Source organism: Pontibacter actiniarum (assembly GCF_003585765.1).
Classification (GTDB): domain Bacteria; phylum Bacteroidota; class Bacteroidia; order Cytophagales; family Hymenobacteraceae; genus Pontibacter; species Pontibacter actiniarum.
In genome coordinates this window covers 2867467-2889244 of the sequence record NZ_CP021235.1, presented here as the reverse complement: position 1 = coordinate 2889244, position 21778 = coordinate 2867467, and the positions used below count along the sequence as shown (strand labels likewise).

19 protein-coding genes are annotated in these 21778 nt (G+C 46.6%); 14 read left to right on the top strand and 5 right to left on the bottom strand.

All coding sequences use genetic code 11. The features are described from left to right. The first annotated feature begins 9 nt into the window (after positions 1-9). The 13 genes from CA264_RS12445 (at position 10) to CA264_RS12385 (ending at position 14703) form a co-directional block, all read left to right on the top strand. Positions 10-1106 (top strand): IS3 family transposase gene (locus CA264_RS12445; protein ID WP_119570418.1). Its coding sequence is split into 2 segments (ribosomal slippage): positions 10-271 and positions 271-1106, totalling 1098 coding nucleotides; the frame shifts between segments, so codons are not numbered across the junction. 495 nt (positions 1107-1601) lie between these two features. Next, a complete protein-coding gene (locus CA264_RS12440; RefSeq protein ID WP_025607587.1) occupies positions 1602-2753 on the top strand; it encodes a glycosyltransferase family 4 protein in 1152 nt (383 codons plus the stop codon). 206 nt (positions 2754-2959) lie between these two features. Further along, entirely contained in the window at positions 2960-4057 is a 1098-nt protein-coding gene (locus CA264_RS12435) for a glycosyltransferase (RefSeq protein WP_025607586.1), read from the top strand. 30 nt (positions 4058-4087) lie between these two features. Next, positions 4088-4930: a glycosyltransferase family 2 protein gene (locus tag CA264_RS12430; protein ID WP_025607585.1), complete on the top strand. Its 843-nt coding sequence runs from the start codon at positions 4088-4090 to the stop codon at positions 4928-4930. Continuing rightward, positions 4884-6002 (top strand): glycosyltransferase, encoded by a 1119-nt coding sequence (locus CA264_RS12425; protein WP_084196221.1) that lies wholly within the window; start codon positions 4884-4886, stop codon positions 6000-6002. The genes CA264_RS12430 and CA264_RS12425 overlap by 47 nt, the downstream gene beginning before the upstream one ends. Further along, positions 5992-6963 carry a GNAT family N-acetyltransferase gene (locus CA264_RS12420; protein ID WP_025607581.1) on the top strand — a complete coding sequence of 324 codons (972 nt, stop codon included), beginning with the start codon at positions 5992-5994 and terminating at the stop codon, positions 6961-6963. The genes CA264_RS12425 and CA264_RS12420 overlap by 11 nt, the downstream gene beginning before the upstream one ends. Before the next feature lies 1 nt (position 6964). After that, positions 6965-8800, top strand: a complete 1836-nt coding sequence (gene asnB / locus CA264_RS12415; RefSeq protein ID WP_025607579.1) for an asparagine synthase (glutamine-hydrolyzing) — start codon at positions 6965-6967, stop codon at positions 8798-8800. An 82-nt stretch (positions 8801-8882) separates the two neighbouring features. Beyond that, entirely contained in the window at positions 8883-10085 is a 1203-nt protein-coding gene (locus CA264_RS12410; RefSeq protein ID WP_025607577.1) for a hypothetical protein, read from the top strand. Next, positions 10085-11062 (top strand): polysaccharide deacetylase family protein, encoded by a 978-nt coding sequence (locus CA264_RS12405; protein WP_025607575.1) that lies wholly within the window; start codon positions 10085-10087, stop codon positions 11060-11062. Before CA264_RS12410 ends, CA264_RS12405 begins: the two co-directional genes overlap by 1 nt. A gap of 3 nt (positions 11063-11065) precedes the next feature. Beyond that, positions 11066-12238 (top strand): glycosyltransferase family 4 protein, encoded by a 1173-nt coding sequence (locus CA264_RS12400; protein WP_025607573.1) that lies wholly within the window; start codon positions 11066-11068, stop codon positions 12236-12238. After that, positions 12219-12836 (top strand): sugar transferase, encoded by a 618-nt coding sequence (locus CA264_RS12395; RefSeq protein WP_025607572.1) that lies wholly within the window; start codon positions 12219-12221, stop codon positions 12834-12836. The genes CA264_RS12400 and CA264_RS12395 overlap by 20 nt, the downstream gene beginning before the upstream one ends. A gap of 126 nt (positions 12837-12962) precedes the next feature. Continuing rightward, positions 12963-13559: an acetyltransferase gene (locus tag CA264_RS12390; RefSeq protein WP_025607570.1), complete on the top strand. Its 597-nt coding sequence runs from the start codon at positions 12963-12965 to the stop codon at positions 13557-13559. 1 nt (position 13560) lies between these two features. Further along, positions 13561-14703, top strand: coding sequence for a DegT/DnrJ/EryC1/StrS family aminotransferase (locus CA264_RS12385; protein ID WP_025607569.1), 1143 nt, complete (start codon positions 13561-13563; stop codon positions 14701-14703). 156 nt (positions 14704-14859) lie between these two features. On the opposite strand, the gene CA264_RS12380 is transcribed toward CA264_RS12385, so the two are convergent. Further along, positions 14860-15123: a hypothetical protein gene (locus tag CA264_RS12380; RefSeq protein ID WP_025607568.1), complete on the bottom strand. Its 264-nt coding sequence runs from the start codon at positions 15121-15123 to the stop codon at positions 14860-14862. A 719-nt stretch (positions 15124-15842) separates the two neighbouring features. Between CA264_RS12380 and CA264_RS12375 the strand changes: the two genes are divergently transcribed. Next, positions 15843-17774 carry a polysaccharide biosynthesis protein gene (locus CA264_RS12375; protein ID WP_025607566.1) on the top strand — a complete coding sequence of 644 codons (1932 nt, stop codon included), beginning with the start codon at positions 15843-15845 and terminating at the stop codon, positions 17772-17774. 184 nt (positions 17775-17958) lie between these two features. Here CA264_RS12375 and CA264_RS12370 read toward each other — a convergent pair whose 3' ends face one another. The 4 genes from CA264_RS12370 to CA264_RS12355 all read right to left on the bottom strand — a co-directional run bounded on the left by CA264_RS12370 (position 17959) and on the right by CA264_RS12355 (position 21760). Continuing rightward, complete coding sequence (locus CA264_RS12370) at positions 17959-18864, bottom strand: flavin reductase family protein (protein WP_036776124.1); 906 nt, start codon at positions 18862-18864, stop codon at positions 17959-17961. Between the two features lie 41 nt (positions 18865-18905). Next, a complete protein-coding gene (gene fahA, locus CA264_RS12365) occupies positions 18906-20177 on the bottom strand; it encodes a fumarylacetoacetase (protein WP_025607563.1) in 1272 nt (423 codons plus the stop codon). 204 nt (positions 20178-20381) lie between these two features. Then, positions 20382-20651, bottom strand: coding sequence for a NifU family protein (locus CA264_RS12360; protein WP_025607562.1), 270 nt, complete (start codon positions 20649-20651; stop codon positions 20382-20384). Positions 20652-20656: 5 nt separating this feature from the next. Beyond that, entirely contained in the window at positions 20657-21760 is a 1104-nt protein-coding gene (locus tag CA264_RS12355) for an Mrp/NBP35 family ATP-binding protein (RefSeq protein ID WP_025607560.1), read from the bottom strand. Positions 21761-21778 lie beyond the last annotated feature (18 nt).

The window sequence follows — 21778 nt, the reverse complement described above, 5'->3', positions numbered from 1 at the left end:
CAGTTACTTATGAAGAGAAAAACATTTACCCCACAGCAAATCGCCAAAATCCTCAAGGAGTTCGAGGCAGGCAAGAGTGCGGCAGAGATCAGCCGTGAGCATGGCGTGAGCCAGGCAGCCTTCTACAAGTGGCGCCAGCGCTACAATGGCATGGACGCCACCGAGCTCAAGCGCCTGAAGGAGCTGGAGGAGGAGAACCGCCGCCTCAAGGCCATGTACGCCGAGCTGGCGCTGGACCTGAAAGTAGCAAAGGAGATAATCGAAAAAAAGCTTTAGCGCCCTGCCAGAAGCGACAGATAGCTCAGGAAGTGGCCTCTTTGCCGGAGGTAGGCATCAGCAGGGCGTGCCGTGTGCTCAAACTGAGCAAGTGCGTCTACTACTACAAGAGCAAAAAGGACGACTCGGCCGTGGAAGCGGCGCTGCGGCAGAAGGCCGAGCAGCACCCGCGGGAGGGCTTCTGGAAAGCCTACCACCGGCTGCGCAGGGAAGGCAAGCCCTGGAACCATAAGAGGATGCACCGGGTCTACAAGAACATCGGGCTGAGTATCAGGAGGAAAGCCAAGAAGCGGCTGCCCGAGCGGGTAAAGGAGCCGCTGCAGGTGCCTGAGGAGGCGAACCACACCTGGTCGGTTGACTTTATGAGCGATGCCCTGGCCAACGGAAGGAAATTCCGCTCTTTTCACGTGATGGACGACTATAACCGGGAGGCCTTGCACATCGAGGTGGACTTCTCCTTGAAGAGCAATCGGGTGGTGTGGGTGCTGAATCACCTGATAAGGAGAAGGGAGAAGCCAAAGCGCATCCGGATGGACAACGGGCCGGAGTTCGTTGCCTCGCTGACGGAGGAGTGGAGCCGGGTGCAGGGCATTGAGTTCGTCTACATCCAGCCGGGCAAGCCGACGCAGAATGCCTTCATTGAGCGCTTCAACGGCACCTTCAGGGAGCATGTGCTGGATGCGCACCTGTTCGACTCGCTGGACCAGGTCCGGCAGATAGCCCAGAGTTGGCTGGAGGACTACAACCACCTCCGCCCCCATGACAGCCTGCAAGGGATGAGCCCGGTGGAGTACGCCAGGGCAAACGCGCAGGGCGTTCACAGTGGATAACCCTCTCAGGTTACCCACAATGAACACCCATAGCAGTGGTAGCAGAAGTGAATTTAAGTTTGTTGAAAATTCTACTCCAAGGCAGTTCTAAAGTTGGGGAGCCGACATTTGCACCAGTTACCAAGAATTAGATACAAAGCTTTTTACATGTTGCTAGGGCTAATCTTCTTTCCAAACCTTAGTGATTTGATAAGGACACTGTATTGAATTATAAGTTGTAGGAGAACCCTCCTGGCCGAATGTAGTGTCAAGGTTTTAACCAATAAAAAGGTTAAATTGCGGTTATGAAGATAATATATTAAAGGTGTGCAGATTTGCGTCTAGAACTGTTTTGTTTATTAGCTTCAAAGTATAAGATGCGGAATAGGGTGTCTCACAAACTTAATGTTAATACGAAAGGCATACTTAATTTACATTATACTCTTTACTCTGCCTGCACTTAATATCTTGTAAAATAGATTTTCTTAAAAATCCGAATACCCGATAAAGGATTATATGAATAAACTTAAAGTTCTGATAGTAATCGACTCACTTGGTTCTGGGGGTGCGGAAAGATCAACCCAAGTCCTTTGTGATTATTTAGCACGTGTACAAGTCCCTTTTGAGATTATTTGCTTAGATAAAAGGAGTATAGGTGTACAGCAGGACATGTTATCGAAGGGTTACACTATTCATTTTTTAGATCACCTTAGTTTTCTAAAGCAGGTTAGCTATATAGCTACTGTAATTCATGAGAAAGCAATAACAGTTGTGCACTCCGTTCTTTTTCGTTCAAATTTACGTGTAAGGCTCTGTAAACTTAAAGCTAAGTTTGTGCATCTGGAAAGCTTGGTTAACACGACTTATTCTGAACAAAGATTCTTGGACCCTAAAGTAAATAAATTGGGACTGAGACTTTATAAGATGATAGACAAATTGACAGCTAATAAATTTGTAGATCATTTCCATAGTATTACTGACGCTGTGAAGCACCACTATGTTGAGCAGTTAAATATACCCTCCAATAAAATAACTGTTATCTACAGAGGGAGAAATGCTGCTAAAGTATCCCCTAAAGATTCTATGCAGGAGTTTGGGGTAAACAAATCTGACTTTATCGTAGTCAATACCGGCAGGCATGAGTTCCAAAAGGGACAACTTCAGCTTCTGAAAGCCTTTAAACTACTCGCTGAAAAAGGATTTACTGATGTAAAGCTTATTATATTAGGTAGAGATGGAACCTGTACAAAAGAAATGAAAACTTTCGTTTCTCAAAATAACTTGAACGCTTCTGTTTGCCTCGCCGGATATAGACATGATGTTCCTGAAATATTACGCAGCTGCAACTTATTTGCTTTTAGCTCATTTTATGAAGGGTTGGGAGGGGCTGTTATTGAAGCTCAGGCTGCAGGTTTGCCCATTGCTTGTAATAACATTGATGTACTACGAGAGGTCGTTAAAGTAGGGCAAAATGCTGCACTTTTTGATTCGCTTGATGTAAGCTCAATCGCTAAGACGATAGAGTTCTTTTATAAGTCTCCTGAATCCTGTGCTAAATACGGAATCAAAAGTAGAGAAAACTTTGAAGCAAACTTCGACCTGGAGGTGGTGCACGAAAAGATGTTACAGCTTTACCAAAAATTAGGCAAACATAATTCTATAAATTAAGTAGACAGGTCAGCAAATATGTAGAGGCTCGTAAGTGGTTTATCAAACTGTTGCCACTGTTCCTTTAAGCTAGTTAAATGTAAATACTAATTCTGTAGCCAACCTAAATTCTTGATTTATTCTTTTCATGAAGTTAAGCACATTTTTTTACTTCTAAATTACTATCAGGATCAAAAGATTTTGCCTGCTTACATTTGAATATAGACATGGAAATCCTGCAGTTAATTCAAAAGCCACAACCTCGTGGTGCTGAAACTTTCGCAGCTCAATTATCTGATAATTTAGAACAGCAAGGACACGCCTCCAAATTACTAGCACTGTATGCTGGGAACGAAGCTGGTAAGTTTAAGAGAAACAACTACCAATTGCTAGGTGCAAATGCTCAAGCTCGCCTTTGGGATAAAAATGGTTGGAAAGCGTTAGCGGATGTTATAAAGGAAATGAACCCTGATGTTATACAAGCGAATGCTGGAGATACATTAAAATATGCTGTGTTTTCAAAGCTGTTGCACAAATGGCCTCAGCCAATTGTGTTCCGTAATGCAAGTACGCTAAGTTCTTATCTAAAGAATCCGTTACAAAAAGTTTACACAAGGTTTTTGCTAAGTAAAGTTGATGCAGTTGCATCAGTAAGCGATTATTCAAGAGGTGACATAGTGAGGCTCTTTCCAGAATTGGCAAAAAAGACCTTAACTATTCCGATAGGTTTGGAGCCTAAGTTACGTGTTAGTAACCCTTTTGCTCGTACTGCCTTCTCTGGATCTAAAAACCTAGTGCATGTAGGAGGTTTCACTTTTGAAAAAAATCATGTTGGCTTGTTGCGGATCTATAAAAGGATAATTGAGTTAGTACCTAACGTGCATCTTTGGCTTATTGGTGATGGACCTCTTAGAAAAGACGTCGAAGAAAGCGTTCAGCATATGGGGATAGCAAATAGAGTTAGCTTCACAGGCTTCATAAACAACCCCCTGGAGTATATTGCGCATGGAGATGCGCTTCTTCTGCCTAGTGTAATTGAGGGTTTGCCAGGCGTGATTTTAGAAGCGATGCTGTATGAAACACCTGTTGTTGCGAATAATGTGGGCGGAATAAGTGAAGTGGTAATACCTGATAAAACAGGTTGGTTAGTAGAACGTGGAGAAGAAGAAGCCTTTGCCCAGGCTGTAAATAACTGCTTAACTAATAAATCAAAAGTTTCAAGTTTAGTGGGGTGTGCCTTAAGCATGGTGGAAGAGAAGTATATGAATAAAAACATAGCCAGTTCTTTTGCTAACCTATATCAAAAGTTGTCTAATAGAATCTAAGATGCACACAGGCTATAATTTTAATTTCTCATGAATAAATCTGTTGGGGTTATAATTCTAACCTGCAATCGCCTGAAACTTCTCAAGATAACCCTTTGCAAAGTTCTGGCGCAAACACATAAGTCTATTCAAGTTTTAGTAGTTGATAACAATTCACTTGATGGAACGCGGGAGTATCTTGATTCAATGGATAACATTGAAAAAATTTACTTAAGCGAAAATACAGGCCCGGCAGGTGGATTTTATGAAGGGGTTAAGTTCTTCGCAGAAAAAACAAATGTTGACTATGTTTGGATGATGGATGATGATTTCTTCCCGTTCGATAGCTGCTTGGAAGTCCTGCTAAACTCTACGAATGATAAAACAGTAGTCTTTCCCTACATACGTGAAAAAGATTTTGCGACAAGGAGAATGCCGGGATGGTGGGGGGTGCTTATACCCATGCAAGTTATAAAGCACGTTGGTTATCCCCGCAAAGACTTTTTTTTCTGGGCCGAGGATTCGGAGTACCTAATGGACAGGATGAGAGATAAATTTAACTATCCCCTTAAATGGGTTCCGGCTGCCAAGGGCGTTCATTTTACGACAAGAGTCACAAATTACAGGCAACCCTGGCGGTACTATTATACAGTTCGTAATATGCTTTACATGCGCTTGTATGTGAAGGAGCGCACAACTTTAAGAGCCTATAAACTAGTTAGAAGTTGGGTTAAGTTATTGGGGGCTATATTGCTCAAGGAAAATAATAAATCAGCAAAGCTAGAATGGTTTTTCCGTGGAACGGTTCATGGAGTAACCAAGAAATTAGGTAAAACAATAGATCCTCATGTCGCAAAAGATAAAAGTTCTTCACGTTATAAAGTCTCTAGGTAGAGGTGGAGCTGAGATGCTGCTACCTGAGACGTTGAAGTATCATAATAAAGTTGAGTTTGAATTCCACTACATCTACTTCCTCCCTTGGAAAAACCAAATGGTTGAAGCTATCAAAAATAATGGTGGAGTAGTTAGTTGCTTTGAAGCGTCTAATAACATACAAATTTTTCAAAAAGTACCCAGCTTGGTCCGATATATACGTGAACAGGGTATTAATTTAGTCCATTGCCATTTGCCATGGGCCGGAATAGCAGGTAGAATAGCTGCTAAGCTAACAGGTGTGCCAGTTATTTATACAGAGCATAACAATTTTTCCCGGTATCATAGCTTAACAAAGTTCGCGAGCCGCTTAACTATTTCTCTGAACCAACTAATAATACCTGTATCTAGAGACGCTGAAGTAGCTCTAAAAAAGTTTGTTAGCCCAGAGAAAATTAAGCTGATACTTAATGGTGTAGACACAGGTTCCTTTAGAAAAACATCAGAAGATGCAGGCTTTCGTTCCAAATTAGAAATTCCTGCCGATAACCTAGTTGTTGCAACTGCTGCGGTTTTCCGTGAACAAAAAAGACTTGATAACTTTTTAAAAGTTGCTGAAGGAGTGTGCAGTACGAATGACAAGGTTTCTTTCATTATTGTTGGTGATGGGCCTGAAAAAGAAAAGCTGAAAGTTCTGGCTGAGCCCTTACGATCTCAAGGGAAGGTGCATTTCGCAGGTCTACAAGAAAATGTGAAGCCATACTTTAATATGGCAGATGTTTATCTGATGACTTCTGATTTTGAGGGGCTTCCAATTGCACTGCTAGAAGCAATGAGTATGTCTTGTGCAATAGTTTCTACAGCTGTTGGAGGAGTACCCGAGGTGGTCGAGAATGGAGTGTCAGGGCTATTATGTGATGCAGGTGATGTGGTAGCTCTTGAAAAAAACGTGAACTTATTATTGCAAGATAAAGAGAAGCGTACCACTTTAGCTGCTAATGCGCGTGAGAGAGTAGAGCAACGTTTTAGCATGAAGAACATGGTACAAAAATTAGAGGTTGTGTATAAGCAGTATGCAAAATATGGAGTATGAAGTAAGAGCAGCAACGGAGCAGGACTTACCCGCAATTCTGGATTTATTTGAGCTTTCGTTAGGTAGTGATGGAGGGGCCCCAGTAGAAACCTTCTGGAGGTGGAAGCACATCGATAATCCTTTTGGTAGATCCCCTGTTTTGCTCGCTTTCGATAAAGATAAGCTAATTGGCTTGCGTGCGTTTATGCGCTGGAGATGGGAGCTTAACAGTAAGAACATTCCTGCCTTTAGAGCAGTTGATACAGCGACTCATCCAGATTACCGTGGGAAAGGTATATTCTCAAAATTAACAAAAGCACTAATTCAGGAGCTCAAGCAGACAGAGCCTTCCTGTTTTATCTATAATACTCCAAATACTCAATCCAAACCCGGCTACCTTAAAATGGGATGGAAAGTACTAGGCAAGCCAAATGTAGTTGGAAGTATAGCGCTGGCATTTAGTAGGAAGGCTTTAGAAAGGTTTGAGAAGTATAGAGGTTCTTTGCAGAAGGTTGACTTCGATAATTTACCTTTCAAACCTGCTTCTTCACAAGGTTTGGTACATACACATCATACCCTTGCGTACTTTAGGTGGCGTTACCAACTTATCCCTGAGATACCTTACGGTTCTTATGTGTACGAAGGTAAAGAAAGAGCAATAATGCTTTTCTTTCACCTCAAGATGAGGGGACGGTTCTATGAGTTGAGAATTTGTGATGAAATTTGGTCTGATGGAGTTGCTGAGTCAGCAACTGCCTTAAAAGCCTATCATAGTCTTGCACGTAAGCTAGGCACACCTGTTATAAGTTTCATTCCAAACTACAAAATGAACTTTGTGCAAACAGTAGCTTACAGAGTATTCTCGTTAAAAAAGTACGCACCAGAGATCACTATCAGAGAAGTGAATGATGCTGAGCTAATTACTAGGGTAGAAGATGCAAATAATTGGTCATTTAATTTGGGCGATCTAGAACTGTTTTAGTATGTGTGGGATTTTTGGTAAAGTGGGCTCTTTGAGAGAAAGAGATATGCACGTGGCAACAGAGATGTTATGCCACCGAGGACCTGATGGGCAAGTACATAAAACTTATGCTCAAAATGTACATTTCTTTCATGCCAGGTTAAGTATTGTTGATATTGAGGGCGGAACTCAACCTATGGACGATGAAGGCCTTGCTATTATATTTAACGGTGAAATCTATAACCACCAAGAGCTAAGAACTAAATTTGGCCTTACAGGTAAAACTCGATCTGATACAGAGACAGTGCTACTAATGTATAAGCAATTAGGGCTTGATATGCTTTCTCACATGGATGGCATGTTTGCGATAGCTCTTTTTGATAAAAAGCAGGGTAAGGTGTTTCTGCTAAGAGACAGAGCAGGCAAAAAGCCTCTTTATATAGGGGTTGCGGATGATGGTATCTACTTTGGTAGTGAGCAAAATCTCTTGCAGAAGATCATGAGGCCAAGTATATACTTACCTTCCATTGCAGAATACCTGCAAACAGGTATGGTATATGGTAAAAATACACCTTACAAAGATATTTATGAGCTTCAGCCAGGACATAGAATTTCTATAGATGTAGAGAACTTATCTATGTCCGAGCAACAACAGTGGTGGTCCATAGAGCCTTACTATGAGCAAGTGCTGGAACTTCAGGAGCAGGAGGCGTTAGCGTTGCTCGATGAAAAGTTAAAAATTGCAGTAAAGAGGCGTGTAGAAAGTAGTGACTTAGAAGTAGGGTGTTTTTTGAGCGGAGGTATCGATAGTGGCATAATGGCTGCGATGGCTTCTGAGTTGAAACCTAATCTAAGAACTTTTACAGTGAAGTTCCAAAATGAGTATGATGAGTCTGTCGTTGCGAAACAAGTTGCTAAGTATCTAAATACAAATCATCAAGAACTGGAGGTTTCATACGATAAGCTAACAAATGATTTTGAAAGCATTGTTAGAGCATATGGTGAACCCTTTATGGATGATTCTCAGATCCCGTCTTACTATGTAGCTAGAGAAGCCAAAAAGCATGTTACAGTGATCATCAACGGAGATGGAGGGGATGAATTGTTTGGCGGTTACAGGAGGTATGTACCTTTTGCGCATTCTTTTTTTAGAAATGGTGTTGTAAAGGGGGCATCTAAAGCTGTAGCTCCTTTTTTACCTGCTCCTGCCTCTAAAATGAATATGTACAACTATCTGTACCGACTCGTGAAGCTAAGTAGCAGGAACGATTTTGAGCAGTATCTTAGTGCAAGTACAGATGTACTCTTCGACTATAAACGTGATTATAAAGTTCAACCTGAACCCTCTTTTCAGACCCTTGTAGCTCGAAATTTTTCAAAAAACATTTCGGGCTTAAGAAAGATAATGTTGACCGATTTTCAAGGAATTCTACCTTATATCCTGCTCAAGAAGATAGATATAAGTTCCATGCAAAGTTCCTTAGAGGGCAGGTCTCCGTTCCTGTCTAAAGAGATTATGGAATTTGCACCAAGCCTTTCGGATAACTTAAAGATCAGGGGAGGGACAACAAAATACTTGTTGCGCAAGCTTGCCAGTCAGTACCTTCCGGCAGGCAATGATAAACTGCCGAAGAAGGGATTTGAAGTGCCAATCATCAATTTGGTTGATAAAGATATAAACCCACTTCTTAAAGATTATGTGAACAGTAGCGACTGCCTTTATAAGGAAGTAATAGATCCTAAGCTGGTTCAGCGCCTAATGAATGGAACATTAAATATCTCAAAAGATAAGCGAGCTAAGATTTTATTTAGCTTACTGACAATGGAAATATGGTATAAGAATCAAAAGCAGGTTTAAGTATTTTGAGGTTGCTATTTAATAATAAGCTAGTCCTGAAACAGGTAACGGTCATTAATAGAAATTAACTTGATATTGTAAGATGGTAGGGGCGATTATTCTTATTCTTTTATTGTTTGCTGTTAATCAACCCATTTTGGGGCACTTTAAGAATAAGCATACTTTTATATCAGTTGGGTTGCTGAGTAAATTGTACTTTTTCCATGTGTTATTTTGGTTTATCTATTATCTTTATGCTACTTATAACCCTTCAGATTCGAATGGATATTATGAACGCACTTCGCGTTTTTCCACATGGGTAACCTCTTATGGAACAGATACAAAATTTATAGAATTCATAGCTTCTCCTTTTATCAATGGCTTAAACTTTTCTTATGAAGCCATTATGGCTTTATTTTCATGGTTTGGGTACATTGGATTTATTTACTTTTATATCTTCTTTAAGGAAAATGTTAGGCTGAATATTAAGTTCCTCAACTATGACTTGTTAACCCTGTTACTCTTTCTGCCAAACATGCATTTCTGGACTGCCTCCTTAGGGAAAGGTTCACTTATATTTTTAGGTATAGGATTGTTTGCTTATGCTATGAAGTTTCCGCAGAAGCGGTTGATGGCTTTAATTATAGGTTCTTTTATAGTTTATAGCATTAGGCCACACATGTTTCTGTTTTTAGGGGTTGGAGCAGTATTAGGCTTTTTTACTGGTCAGGAGAGGGTACCGCTGTATCAGAAGTTGTTTGTCTACTTAGCTTTTGTAGGTAGTTTAGCTTTAATGTATGATGAGATCTTGGCTGTTGCTAACATAGACGCTGAGAATCCACTTGAAAGTTTTGATGAATTTGCCGAGACACGAGCAGGCCATTTAGCGAAAGCCGGTTCTGGAGTTGACATGAGCAGTTACCCTCTACCTGTCAAGCTTTTTACATTTTGGTTTAGACCACTTTTCTTTGATGCTTCCGGAGCTCTTGCTTTATATATTTCATTAGAAAATCTGTTATACTTGCTGCTGACTTGGAAGCTTGTGGACAAAGACTTCATTCCTTTCCTAAAGAAATCTTCATCAATGGTAAAGATGAGTCTAGTCATATTTCTTTCATCATCAGTTGCCCTGTCATTTGTTATGTCTAATCTTGGTATTGTTATAAGGCAAAAAAGTCAAGTTATGTATTTCCTCTTCTTTGTAATTATGGCTTTCATGGAGTACAAGCAACGCAAGAAAGCGGACTCTGGGAGCAATGAGGAGGCTGTTGCCACTGCTCCTCGTAAACGTTTACGTCTAGTTTAATGCAAAACATACCCGTCTTTACCATTTCCTTAGACTTTGAGTTATACTGGGGTATTTTCGATAAAGTCCCTTTAAAAGACCGTTACCAGTACTTTGAAAATACTCGGAAAGTAATTCCGCAAATGTTGCACCTTTTTGAGCAGGAGCAGGTGCATGTTACCTGGGCAACAGTAGGAATGCTGTTTGCCAATGACTGGCCTGACTGGAGTGCCCTTGCTCCTGCAGAGAAGCCGGCATACAGTAACAAAAAACTCTCTGCCTACAGCCAACAGGAGCTGCACGGGAAAGCTGAACTAGAGCCTTATTTCTTTGCTCCTGAACTAGTAAAAAAAGTGGCTGATACCCCGTACCAGGAGATGGCCACGCATACCTTTAGTCACTATTACTGCAAAGAGCCAGGCCAAACCGTAAACCAGTTCCGCAGCGATATTCGTGCTGCAAAACATGTGGCAGCGCGTATTGGCGCTCCCATGCGCTCTTTGGTGTTTCCAAGGAATCAGTACAATCAGGACTATTTGAAAGTGTGCTTTGAGGAAGGTATTACAAGTGTTCGTTCAAATCCAAAGGATTGGTTTTGGCAAGATACGGTAGAAGATAAATTTCTTAACAAAGTATTTAGAACGGGTGACGGCTATTTACCGTTAGGGCAACGGGCTTCATTTCCGCTTTCTTCTCTTACAAAAGAGCCGAACCTTCCTCTTTCAATACCGGCAAGCAGGTTTCTAAGGCCAGTAGGAAGCAAATCTATACTTAATAAGCTCCGGCTAAAGCGTATCCTAAGTGAAATGTCGGAAGCTGCCAAACGAAAAGAGTGCTATCACTTATGGTGGCATCCGCATAATTTTGGAGGGTATCCAGAGCAGAGTATGGCTGACCTGAAGGTTATTATAGGCCATTATAAAAAATTGCAGAAGGAGTATGACATGGTAAGTATGACCATGCAGGAGATTTACGAATACGTGGAGGGAAACAGGTAATCTATGACAAAACTTTTCCGAATCACTACAGTGCCGCTCTCCCTGCAGAAGCTCATAACAGGGCAGCTGCCGTACATGCGCTCTAAAGGTTTTGAGCCGCTGATGATCTCAGCTGAGGGACCGGAGGCAGAGGCTGCAAAAAGAGAGCAGGAGAGCCCCTTGGTTGTTGTTCCGATGACGCGCAAAGTAACGCCGCTACAGGATCTGCGCTCGCTGTGGACGTTTTACAAGCTGTGTAAAAAGCACAAACCACAGATCATTCATTCGCATACTCCAAAGGCCGGTATCATCGGGATGTTGGGCGGCAAACTGGCGGGGGTGCCAGTGCGGCTGCATACCGTGGCCGGGCTTCCGTTAATGGAGGCCACAGGTACGAAACGCCGTGTGTTGGATGCTGTGGAGAAGCTAACTTATGCCTGCGCGACCAAAGTATACCCAAACTCAACTGTGCTAAAAGACTTTATACTTCAAAGCGGCTATTGCGGTCCAGAGAAGGTAAAGGTGATTGGGAATGGCAGTAGCAACGGCATTAACACATCCTTCTTCAGCGTAGAGGCGCTTAACCTGGACAAGCTGCAAGCGCTGAAGCACGAGCTGGGCATAAACACTGGCGACTTCGTATTTGTCTTTATCGGCAGGCTGGTAAAAGACAAGGGCATTCGGGAGCTGGTGTCGGCGTTTAAAGCGGTGCAGGCAAAGTATGCACAGGCAAAGCTTCTGCTAGTGGGCCCGATGGAACAGGATCTGGACCCGTTGCCGCCTGAAACGTTGCTCGAGATAGAGCAGAATGAAAGCATTATACCCGTTGGTTATCAAAATGATGTTCGGCCGTACCTTGCCTTGAGTCAGGCCCTGGCTTTCCCTTCTTACCGGGAGGGCTTTCCGAATGTGCCGATGCAGGCGGGATGCTTTGAGCTACCAAGTATCGTTACAAATATCAACGGCTGTAATGAAATCATAGTAGAGGGAGAGAATGGCCTGATTATCCCTCCGAAGAACACGCAGAAGCTACAGGAGGCAATGGAGCGGCTGTTAGTAGATGAGAATCTCTACGCACACCTCCAGTCAAACGCCCGCCGTATGATTGTGGAGCGCTACGACCAGGAGCATTTCTGGGAGTTACTATATCAGGAGTACCAAGAACATTTAAGACAGCATGAACTGGCTATACCGTAATTACTTAAAACGCCTCGTTGACTTTATACTTAGCCTCACGGCTTTCATCGTGCTGTTACCGGTTTTCCTGGTCGTAACGGGGCTACTTTATATGGCCAACCAAGGCAAGCCTTTTTTCCTGCAGCCGCGTCCCGGGAAGGATGGCAAGATCTTCCGTGTCATCAAGTATAAAACCATGAATGATCAGCAGGACGCACAGGGGAACCTGCTGCCCGATGAGGTGCGCCTGACGCCTGTAGGTAAGTTTGTGCGTAAGACTTCCCTGGATGAGGTCCCGCAACTGCTGAATGTGATCAAAGGGGATATGTCGCTAATTGGTCCGCGCCCCTTGCTGGTGGAGTACCTGCCACTCTATAATGAGGTACAGCAGCGGCGGCACGAAGTGAGACCGGGCATTACGGGTTGGGCTCAGGTAAATGGCCGCAATGCCATCAGCTGGGACCAAAAGTTTAAGTATGATGTGTGGTACGTAGATAACATATCGCCCATGCTGGACATTAAAATCATCTTCCTCACCATTCTGAAAATCTTCAAGTCTGAAGGTATCAGCGCGGAGGGAGTGGCTACAATGCCGAAGTTTCAGGGGAACAAAAGTTAAACCCATTTGCACCAATGCTAGATGTGCTGTGAAGCTTTCACTGGCGAAGCAGACTCTGTGGGGCCTGCTAATGCTTGTCTTTCATGGTAACTGTCGAATCTCTAACTCATAACTCTTAACTCTCAAATGTACTTATACGGAGCCAGCGGCCATGCTAAAGTTATCATTGATATCCTGCGAGGGATAGATGTATCTGTTGCGGGCCTGTTTGATGATAACCCAGACCTGAAGCAGCTCTCCGGGTTACCAGTGCTTGGTAAGTATAAGGCTGAACAACAGTTAGACTTGCCCCTCATCATCAGCATTGGGCATAACCAGATAAGGCAAAAAATCGCGCAGCAACTAAAAGTAAACTTTGGACAGGCTATTGATAAAACTGCTATCTTGTCTCCTACAGCTACTGTAGGGAAAGGAACGGTAGTGATGCAGGGCGCCATTTTGCAGGCTGAGGTACAGGTAGGCGAGCATGCTATTGTCAATACAGGGGCCAGAGTAGACCATGACTGCATTGTGGGAGATTTTGCCCATATTTCGCCGGGTGCGGTATTGTGTGGCAATGTACAGATCGGAGAAGGAACATGGATAGGTGCTGGCGCTGTGGTCATTCCGGGTGTAAAGATCGGGAAATGGTGTAAAGTTGGTGCTGGCGCTGTAGTTTTAAGAGATTTACCAGATCATGTTGTGGCTGTCGGAAACCCGGCCAAGATTATAAAACACTGCTAATATGAACGATAAAATATGGCTCTCTTCGCCGCACATGGGCGAGAATGAGTTTAACTTTGTAAAAGAAGCCTTTGATACAAACTGGATAGCGCCACTGGGGCCTAACGTAGATGGTTTTGAGAAAGACCTGGCTACCTACTTAGGCGAAGGCGTGCACGTGGCTGCCCTAAGCTCAGGCACGGCTGCTTTGCACCTTGCTTTAATTATGCTGGGCGTGCAGGCCGGGGACGAGGTTATCTGCCAGACCATGACCTTCTCGGCCTCAGCCAACCCAATAGCCTACCAGGGCGCAACGCCTGTATTTGTGGATAGCGAGGAGCAGACATGGAACATGTCTCCGAAGTACTTAGAAGCTGCTATACTTGATAGGATAGAAAATGGCAAAAAGCCTAAAGCCATCATCGTAGTACATCTTTATGGCATGCCAGCGCAGATGGACCGCATCATGGAAATTGCGGACAAGTATGAGATTCCTGTCGTAGAAGACGCAGCAGAGGCGCTGGGCTCATCTTATAAAGGGCAGAAGCTGGGTACGTTTGGTGCCATGAGCATCCTCTCCTTCAACGGAAACAAAATCATCACCACTTCTGGCGGCGGAGCCTTGGTGTCAAAGAACGAAGAGTGGATCAAAAAATCCCGCTTCCTGGCGACACAGGCACGTGATGCCGCACCGCACTACCAGCACTCCCACATTGGCTATAACTACCGCATGAGTAACATCAGCGCTGGTATAGGGCGTGGACAGATGGAGGTGCTGCCGCAGCGGGTGGAGAAGCGCCGAAGTAATTTTACTTTCTACAAAAAGGCCTTTTCGGGCATGGAGGCCATCAAGTTCGCCGATGAGCCAAACGCAGACTATTCTTCAAACCGGTGGCTAAGCACTGTACTGATTGAGGCCAACGGTGGCGTAACGCGGGAAGACATTCGCCTGCACCTGGAGAAGGACAACATCGAGACGCGCCCACTCTGGAAGCCGATGCACTTGCAGCCTGTGTTTGCCAACAGCCCTTTTTATGGGGACGGTACGAGTGAGCGGCTGTTTGACTTGGGCCTCTGCCTACCCTCAGGCTCTAATCTATCAGATGAGGACCTGAAGCGGGTTGCAGCGCAAATGACAGCTGTATTGGAGGGAACTTCTGTATAGGCGTAAACCTATAGTGTTTACCTCGTGAAAAGCCACAAAAGGTTTCAGCAGAATATGGCTGGAGTGCTAGGCTTTAGCGTTTCCTAACATAAGAGGACGACATATAACACAGCGGCCCCGGGGTTTTGCCCCGGGGCCGCTGTGTTATATGTCTCTTTACTTACCGGTAGGCGTGCTGCCTCCCTGGCCTCCATCACCGCCGCCGCTCTCTGTGCCGGTGCGGCTGTCTGTGTTCTTGTTCTGTGCTCCCTGCCCTTGCTGTTGGCTGGCTGTTGGCTTTGTGCCGTTTCTGCCAGTGTCTGTTGCACCTTTAATATTCGCTTCGTTAGAATAGTCTGCCGGGTTAGGCTGTGCGTTTGCCTTGCTGGCCAGGTTTCTCTTCGTTGGTTCTGTTTTATCTTTATTCTGATTGTCTGCCATAACTTTGTTTTGCTCGTTTACGGTTTACTACCTGCAATTCTTGCAGGCCTCATGTTAGTCTACGACCATAAGAAGGCGAGGTTTATCAACTCGTGGCGCAGCGGGGCACTTGTTGTGCTATGCCATCTGTACGCTTGCAGGTTGCCGTTTAAGTGTAATAAAGCACCGTGGAGTAAAGAGCGTTGAGCAGTAGCTATGGAAAACAAGGCTGTGCTGCAGCCGTATCCTGTGCAGTGGTGGGGGGTACAGAAGTTAAACGGTGCTGCCCGGTGTAAATGTAATATTTAGATAATACGGCACAGTTGCTTCCAGGAAACCAGGTGCGAACAGCGTACCGCAGCAGGTTCGGAAAGGCAATGTCTTGTCCAAATTATTATGGTTTTTGCACTGTTTTATCGTAAGGTAGCAGCATAGCTATAAATTATCTTTGCTATATAGTATAACTAAAATGTTTAAGGGTATAAATTAAAAAAGACTTTTAACGAAGGTAAAACCAAACATTTTTCTTTGCGTTTTAATGTAACAACTAGGGCCAGGCCCGTGTTGCCCTTCTTTCCGGGGTAATAATATTTTATAACTTTTTAGAGGAATACCATTAACTTTGTGTTTAGGTAGTTTTGTTGAATGGTAGTATAGCTTTACTAAAGGTACACAGATTTTGCAGGGACTGCAGCTGCTACACACAGCTTTGGTAATGTAAGTGTGTATAGATACAACATATGAAAATTTTACTTAATAAGTCACTCCCTAAGTGGATTGTCCTTTTAATCGACCAACTTATCATGAGTTGGTCTTTTGCGCTCTCTTTCTTTATTATCAAACAGTTTGCGTTTGATGAGATCATGCGCGGGCACTTTCTAGTGTACATCGGCCTTTTCGGTATCATCTCGCTCATCACATTTTACAGCATGCGGGTGCACACCGGCCTGATCCGGTATTCCAGCATATACGATATCTACAGGATATTTTCAGCTGTATCTATCACAAGCCTTGTATATGCGGCACTGATAGGCCTGTGGGTGGCGCCAATTCACCATATCGACTCTGTCAACATCTACCTGGTCTTGCTGATCAGCTTTTTCGTGTCTTCCACCTTGCTCACGCTGGTACGGATGGGAGCCAAAGCCCTGTTCGTGTTTATAAAACGCAGCTCCCCTTCCGTGAGGGAGAGAGTGCTGATCTACGGTGCCAACGGCTACTCTATCTTGCTGAAGCAGGCCCTGGAAGCCAGTGGCGAAGGCCGTTTCATTATCTGTGGCTTTCTGGACGACAACCCGAACAAGGTAGATAAGGACATTCACCAAAAGCGCGTTTACTACATCGATGATATTGAAAGGCTACAGCGGAAGCTCCAGGTTGATAAAGTGATCATTTTTTCAGAGGACCTCAAAACAGACAACCGAAAGCTGTTTGTGGAGCGGTGTATCGAAATGGGCATTAAAGTGCTCACCGTACCTCCTACAGAGCAGTGGATGTCCGGGCAGCTTAGCCTGAACCAGATAAAGGACCTGAAAATTGAAGACCTGTTGCAGCGCCCGCCGATTGTGATAGAGAACGACCGCATCTGCAGCGACCTGCGCAAGAAGCGCGTGTTGGTGACAGGCGGTGCCGGCTCTATCGGCTCTGAGATTGTAAGGCAGGTGCTGAGCTACGATCCGGCCCTCGTGGTTGTGTGCGACCAGGCGGAATCACCGCTGCACGAGCTGCAGCTGGAGATGGAGGAGCTCTACCCGGATGCGCAGATCGCCATCTTTATCGGCGATATCACGAACTCTGACAGAATGTACACTTTGTTTAAAGAGTATGAGCCGGACGTGGTGTACCATGCGGCAGCCTACAAGCATGTGCCGATGATGGAGAACAACCCTTGTGAGGCGATTCTGACAAACGTGCTGGGGACCAAGAACCTGGCGGACCTGTCGCTTACCTTTGATGTGGAAAAGTTTGTGATGATCTCTACCGATAAGGCGGTCAACCCGACAAACATCATGGGTACCTCCAAGCGCATTGCCGAGATCTACATACAGTCGCTAAACAACCTGCACCACGGCAAAGTTAACGGGCACACGCACCCTTACACCAAAGTAGTGCAGACGCGTTTTATTACAACGCGCTTCGGAAACGTGCTTGGGTCCAACGGCTCGGTTATCCCGCGCTTCCGCCAGCAGATCGAAAAAGGAGGGCCGGTCACTGTTACCCACCCCGACATAACCCGCTACTTTATGACCATTCCGGAGGCCGTGCAGCTTGTGCTGGAAGCGGGTACGATGGGTAACGGCGGCGAGATCTTTATCTTTGACATGGGCGAGCCAGTGAAGATTGTAGACCTGGCCAATAAAATGATCAAGCTCGCCGGGCTTATTCCTAATGTAGACATACCGGTTACCTTCACAGGGCTAAGGCCAGGGGAGAAACTGTACGAAGAGCTTCTGAACGAGGAGGAGCAGACAATTCCGACCCACCACAAGAAGATCAAGATCTCCAAAGTGCGCCACTACAGCTATGATGACGTGGTAAGCGATATAGACGAACTGATGAAGCTGAACAAGACAAAGGATGAACTGCAGGTCGTTAGAAAGATGAAGCAGATTGTACCGGAGTACATCAGCAAAAACTCCCGCTTTGAAGAACTGGACTTTCAGGTAAACTAGGTAAGGCCACTCATACATGTATAAAAGCAAAGGCCCGCTCCAATGAGCGGGCCTTTGCTTTTATACATGCTTACTGTTTGTGCAGTGGCCTTCTGCAACGTTGCAATGTGTGGGAGGAGGAACGTAGGCTGTGCTAAGGCAAAGACTTGAACCGCAGCACAAGCACCGTGTGCTGCGCCAGAGGCTACACGCTTCCGGCAAGCAGCAACACCTTCCATGCCTGCTCCACCTGGTTATCCTCCAGCAGCTTTTTTCCCAGCAGTTCCAGCTCCTGCCGGAGCTGGGCAGGTGTTGCTTTATACTTGTTCAGGATGTAACTCACGAGTGGATCGGCCCTGAAGGCTTCAGCCTCTGCTTCGGATGGCATCCTTTCTGTGTTGCCGAGCCGAGCCAGGTTGTTGCCGGTAAGGGTGTTGCTCTGCCGGATGTGGTCTGGTAACTGGTCAATGCCTATGCCCTTGTTGCGTATGGGCTTGGGCAGCTCAAAAATACAGTCACCGTTGGCGCGCAGGTAATAGTTGCCGCCCATACGAGCCACTGCGTCCAGCTTGTATGGGTCGATGCTGCCACCCTGGTCCAGCACGTTCTCATGGATGTGCATCAGCAGCACCTCACAGATTACCAGGTTGCCTGCGCCGCCTTCCGTCCCGAGCTTTACGACATCGTTCACTTTGCATTCGATGGCTACGGGAGCTTCCTGCACACGCGGGGGTTTTACCAAAACAGAGGCTTCGGGCGTTAAACCAGACTTTATAAACTCATTGATGCCCCGGTCATACTCTGTACTTGCCAGCGACATCTGCTCAACAATCGCGTGGTTTGCAATGTTGATAACCACTTCCCTTGTCTCCAGCACATTTTCCAGGGTGTGCTTCGACGAGTTGTCGCGGATGCGGCTAAGGGGAGAGAAAATCAGGATAGGAGGGTTGGAGCTGAACAGGTTAAAGAAGCTGAACGGGCTGAGGTTTACGTCGCCACCGGCATTGGTCGTGCTGGCAAAGGCGATAGGGCGCGGCGCTACTGCACCAGACAGTAAAGCATAAACTTCTGCCGTGCTGGCCTCTCTCGGATCAATCGTTATCGTACTCATTCTTTAGATTTATACTTGGCGGATCGTTAAACAGGTGGTGGCTACAGTGCCGGGAGTATCCGCGTCTTTACCTCCCCAAAGCCGATCCGGATGCCGTTGCGTTCGCCAAAGCCGCGCATGATCACAGTGTCGCCGTCGTTGATAAACTGGCGCTCAGAACCGTCTGAGAGCTGTATTGGCGCGGTGCCGCGCCAGGTAAGCTCCAGCATGGACCCGTAAGAGCCTTTGTCAGCGCCGCTGATGGTGCCGGAGGCGTACATGTCTCCCACCTGGATGTTGCAGCCATTGCTGCTCTGGTGCGCCAGCTGCTGGTTCATGTTCCAGTACATAAACTTATAGTTGGAGCGGCAAATGCTGTTCTCTGCCCCGCCGTCCGGCTGCAGCAGCACTTCCAGGTTCAGGTCGTAATTGTAGTTGCCGGTAAACTCCAGGTAGGGCAGGGGCTTTGGGTCCTGCACCGGGCCCTTTACCCTGAACGGCTCCAGGGCATCCAGCGTCACCACCCAGGGAGAAACCGATGAACCGAAGCTTTTGGCCAGGAACGGCCCCAGGGGCACATACTCCCACGTCTGAATGTCCCGCGCCGACCAGTCGTTGAAAAGCACGAGGCCGAAGATATAGTCGCTGGCCTCGTTCGGGCTGATGCTTTGGCCAAGCATTGTTTCTCTGCCCGTGATAAAAGCTACCTCCAGCTCAAAGTCCAACAGTCTGGAGGGGCCGAAGGTCGGCGTGTCCGCATCCGGGGCCCTTGTCTGGCCTTTCGGGCGGTGTATAGCGGTGCCCGAAACCACAATGGAGGAAGCACGGCCGTGGTAGCCAATCGGAATGTGTTTCCAGTTTGGCAGCAGCGCGTTCTTAGGGTCGCGGAACATGGTGCCGACGTTGGTGGCGTGCTCCATGCTGGAGTAAAAGTCCGTGTAGTTGCCCACCTTTACCGGCAGCAGCAGCTCCGCCTCGTCCTGCCTTACCAGCAGGGCGTGCATCAGATTGCTGTTGCCGCTGATCTCGTCGTTGTCATTCCGCAGGAGCTCCGAAACACGGTTGCGCACGGCACGCCAGACAGGTTTGCCCAGGGCAATGAAGTCGTTCAGGTACGGGCGGTGGAACACGTTTGGGTCCAGGTCTATGAGCTCGAAGAAGTCGCGGCGACCCAGCTCGCACAGGTCCAGGATATAGTCCCCGATGGCAACACCCACGCGCGGGTCGCGGTCTGGTGTGCGGAAAATGCCGAATGGCAGGTTCTGAATCGGGAAATCGCTTTTGGCGTCTATTTGTATCCAGGAGTGGAGCGAGGGGTCGTTAGCTTTTATCATCGTGTCAGAAGGTTCTGGTTAGCTATACAAATATAGCATTTTTACCTGCTGATGTTAAAGGTATCGGCTGTTTTCGCGGAAGGCCTGCTGGCGGCGAGGCAGGCAGGGACCTGGAGAGGGAGTGGTTTGAGCCACAGGTAAAAGCAAAGCGGGTGCAGCCACTCTCGTAACTGCACCCGCCTCTATAGTATCTGCTTCGTTTTGTTACACGGCAGTGGGAGTCACGTTTACGGCCTCCACCGCTTTTATCTCAGGTACCGCCTTCAGAACCGATTGCTCCACGCCGGCTTTCAGCGTCATGGCCGACATCGGGCAGGACCCACAGGCTCCCAGCAGTTCCAGCTTCAGCACCATTTCATCTGTTACCTCCAGCACTTTCACGTTTCCGCCATCGGCCTCCAGGTAAGGTCTTATCTGGTCGAGGGCCGACTCAATGCGGAGCATGAACTCTTGATCTACGTTTAGGACTGCCATGTATCTTAGCTTTTAATTTCTACTGGTTTTGTTCTGGCCATGGTCGCGTTGCGCAGCGACACTTGCTGGGCAACAGACTGGGCTAGCTCCTTGAAAACACCGCTTGCCGGAGAATCGTTCTGCATAACGACAGGAGTTCCGTTGTCGCCGCTTTCACGGATGCTCTGCACAATCGGCACCTGGCCTAGCAAGGCCACGTTGTACTTATCAGCAAGGGCCTTGCCGCCGCCTTCTCCGAAGATGTAGTATTTGTTCTCCGGAAGCTCGGCAGGTGTAAAGTACGCCATATTTTCCACAACGCCCAACACCGGCACGTTGATCTGCGGCTGGCGGAACATCTGCAGCCCCTTCATGGCGTCGGCCAGGGCTACTTTCTGCGGCGTGGTCACGATAACGGCACCGGTGACAGGCAAGGCCTGCACCATGGTCAGGTGGATGTCTGAAGTCCCGGGAGGGAGGTCCAGCAGCAGGTAGTCCAGCTCGCCCCACTCCACATCAGAAATAAACTGGCGCAGTGCCGAACTCGCCATCGGGCCTCTCCATACTACAGCGCCGTCCTGCGGCGTCAGGAAGCCGATCGACATCATTTTAACCCCGTGCTGCTCTACCGGCAGAATGTAGTTTTTGCCGTGGTCTCCCTGCACCATACGGGGGCGCTCCTGCTCCACACCAAACATGGTAGGGATAGAAGGGCCGGAAATATCCGCATCGATAAGGCCAACCCTTGCCCCGCTTTGCGCCAGGGCAATCGCCAGGTTAGAGGTAACCGTAGACTTGCCCACGCCGCCTTTACCGGAGGCCACTGCAATAATGTTCTTTACCCCGTGCAGTACCTCGGAGGTATCGCCGCGGCCGGAGGTTACCCGCGAGGTCATGTTCACCGTCACGTCCGCCTCTTTGTCTACCATCGTGTGGATGGCGGTAACGCAGGCATTGCGGATCAGGTCTTTGAGTGGGCAGGCCGGTGTGGTCAGTATAACCGTGAAGCTTACGTTCTTGCCGTCCACCTGCACGTCCTCCACCATGTTCAGCGTTACCAGGTCCTTACCCAGGTCCGGCTCCTCTACATAGCTGAGGGCTTTTAGTATATCTTCTTTTGTGATAGCCATAGGATGAATTTGCAATTG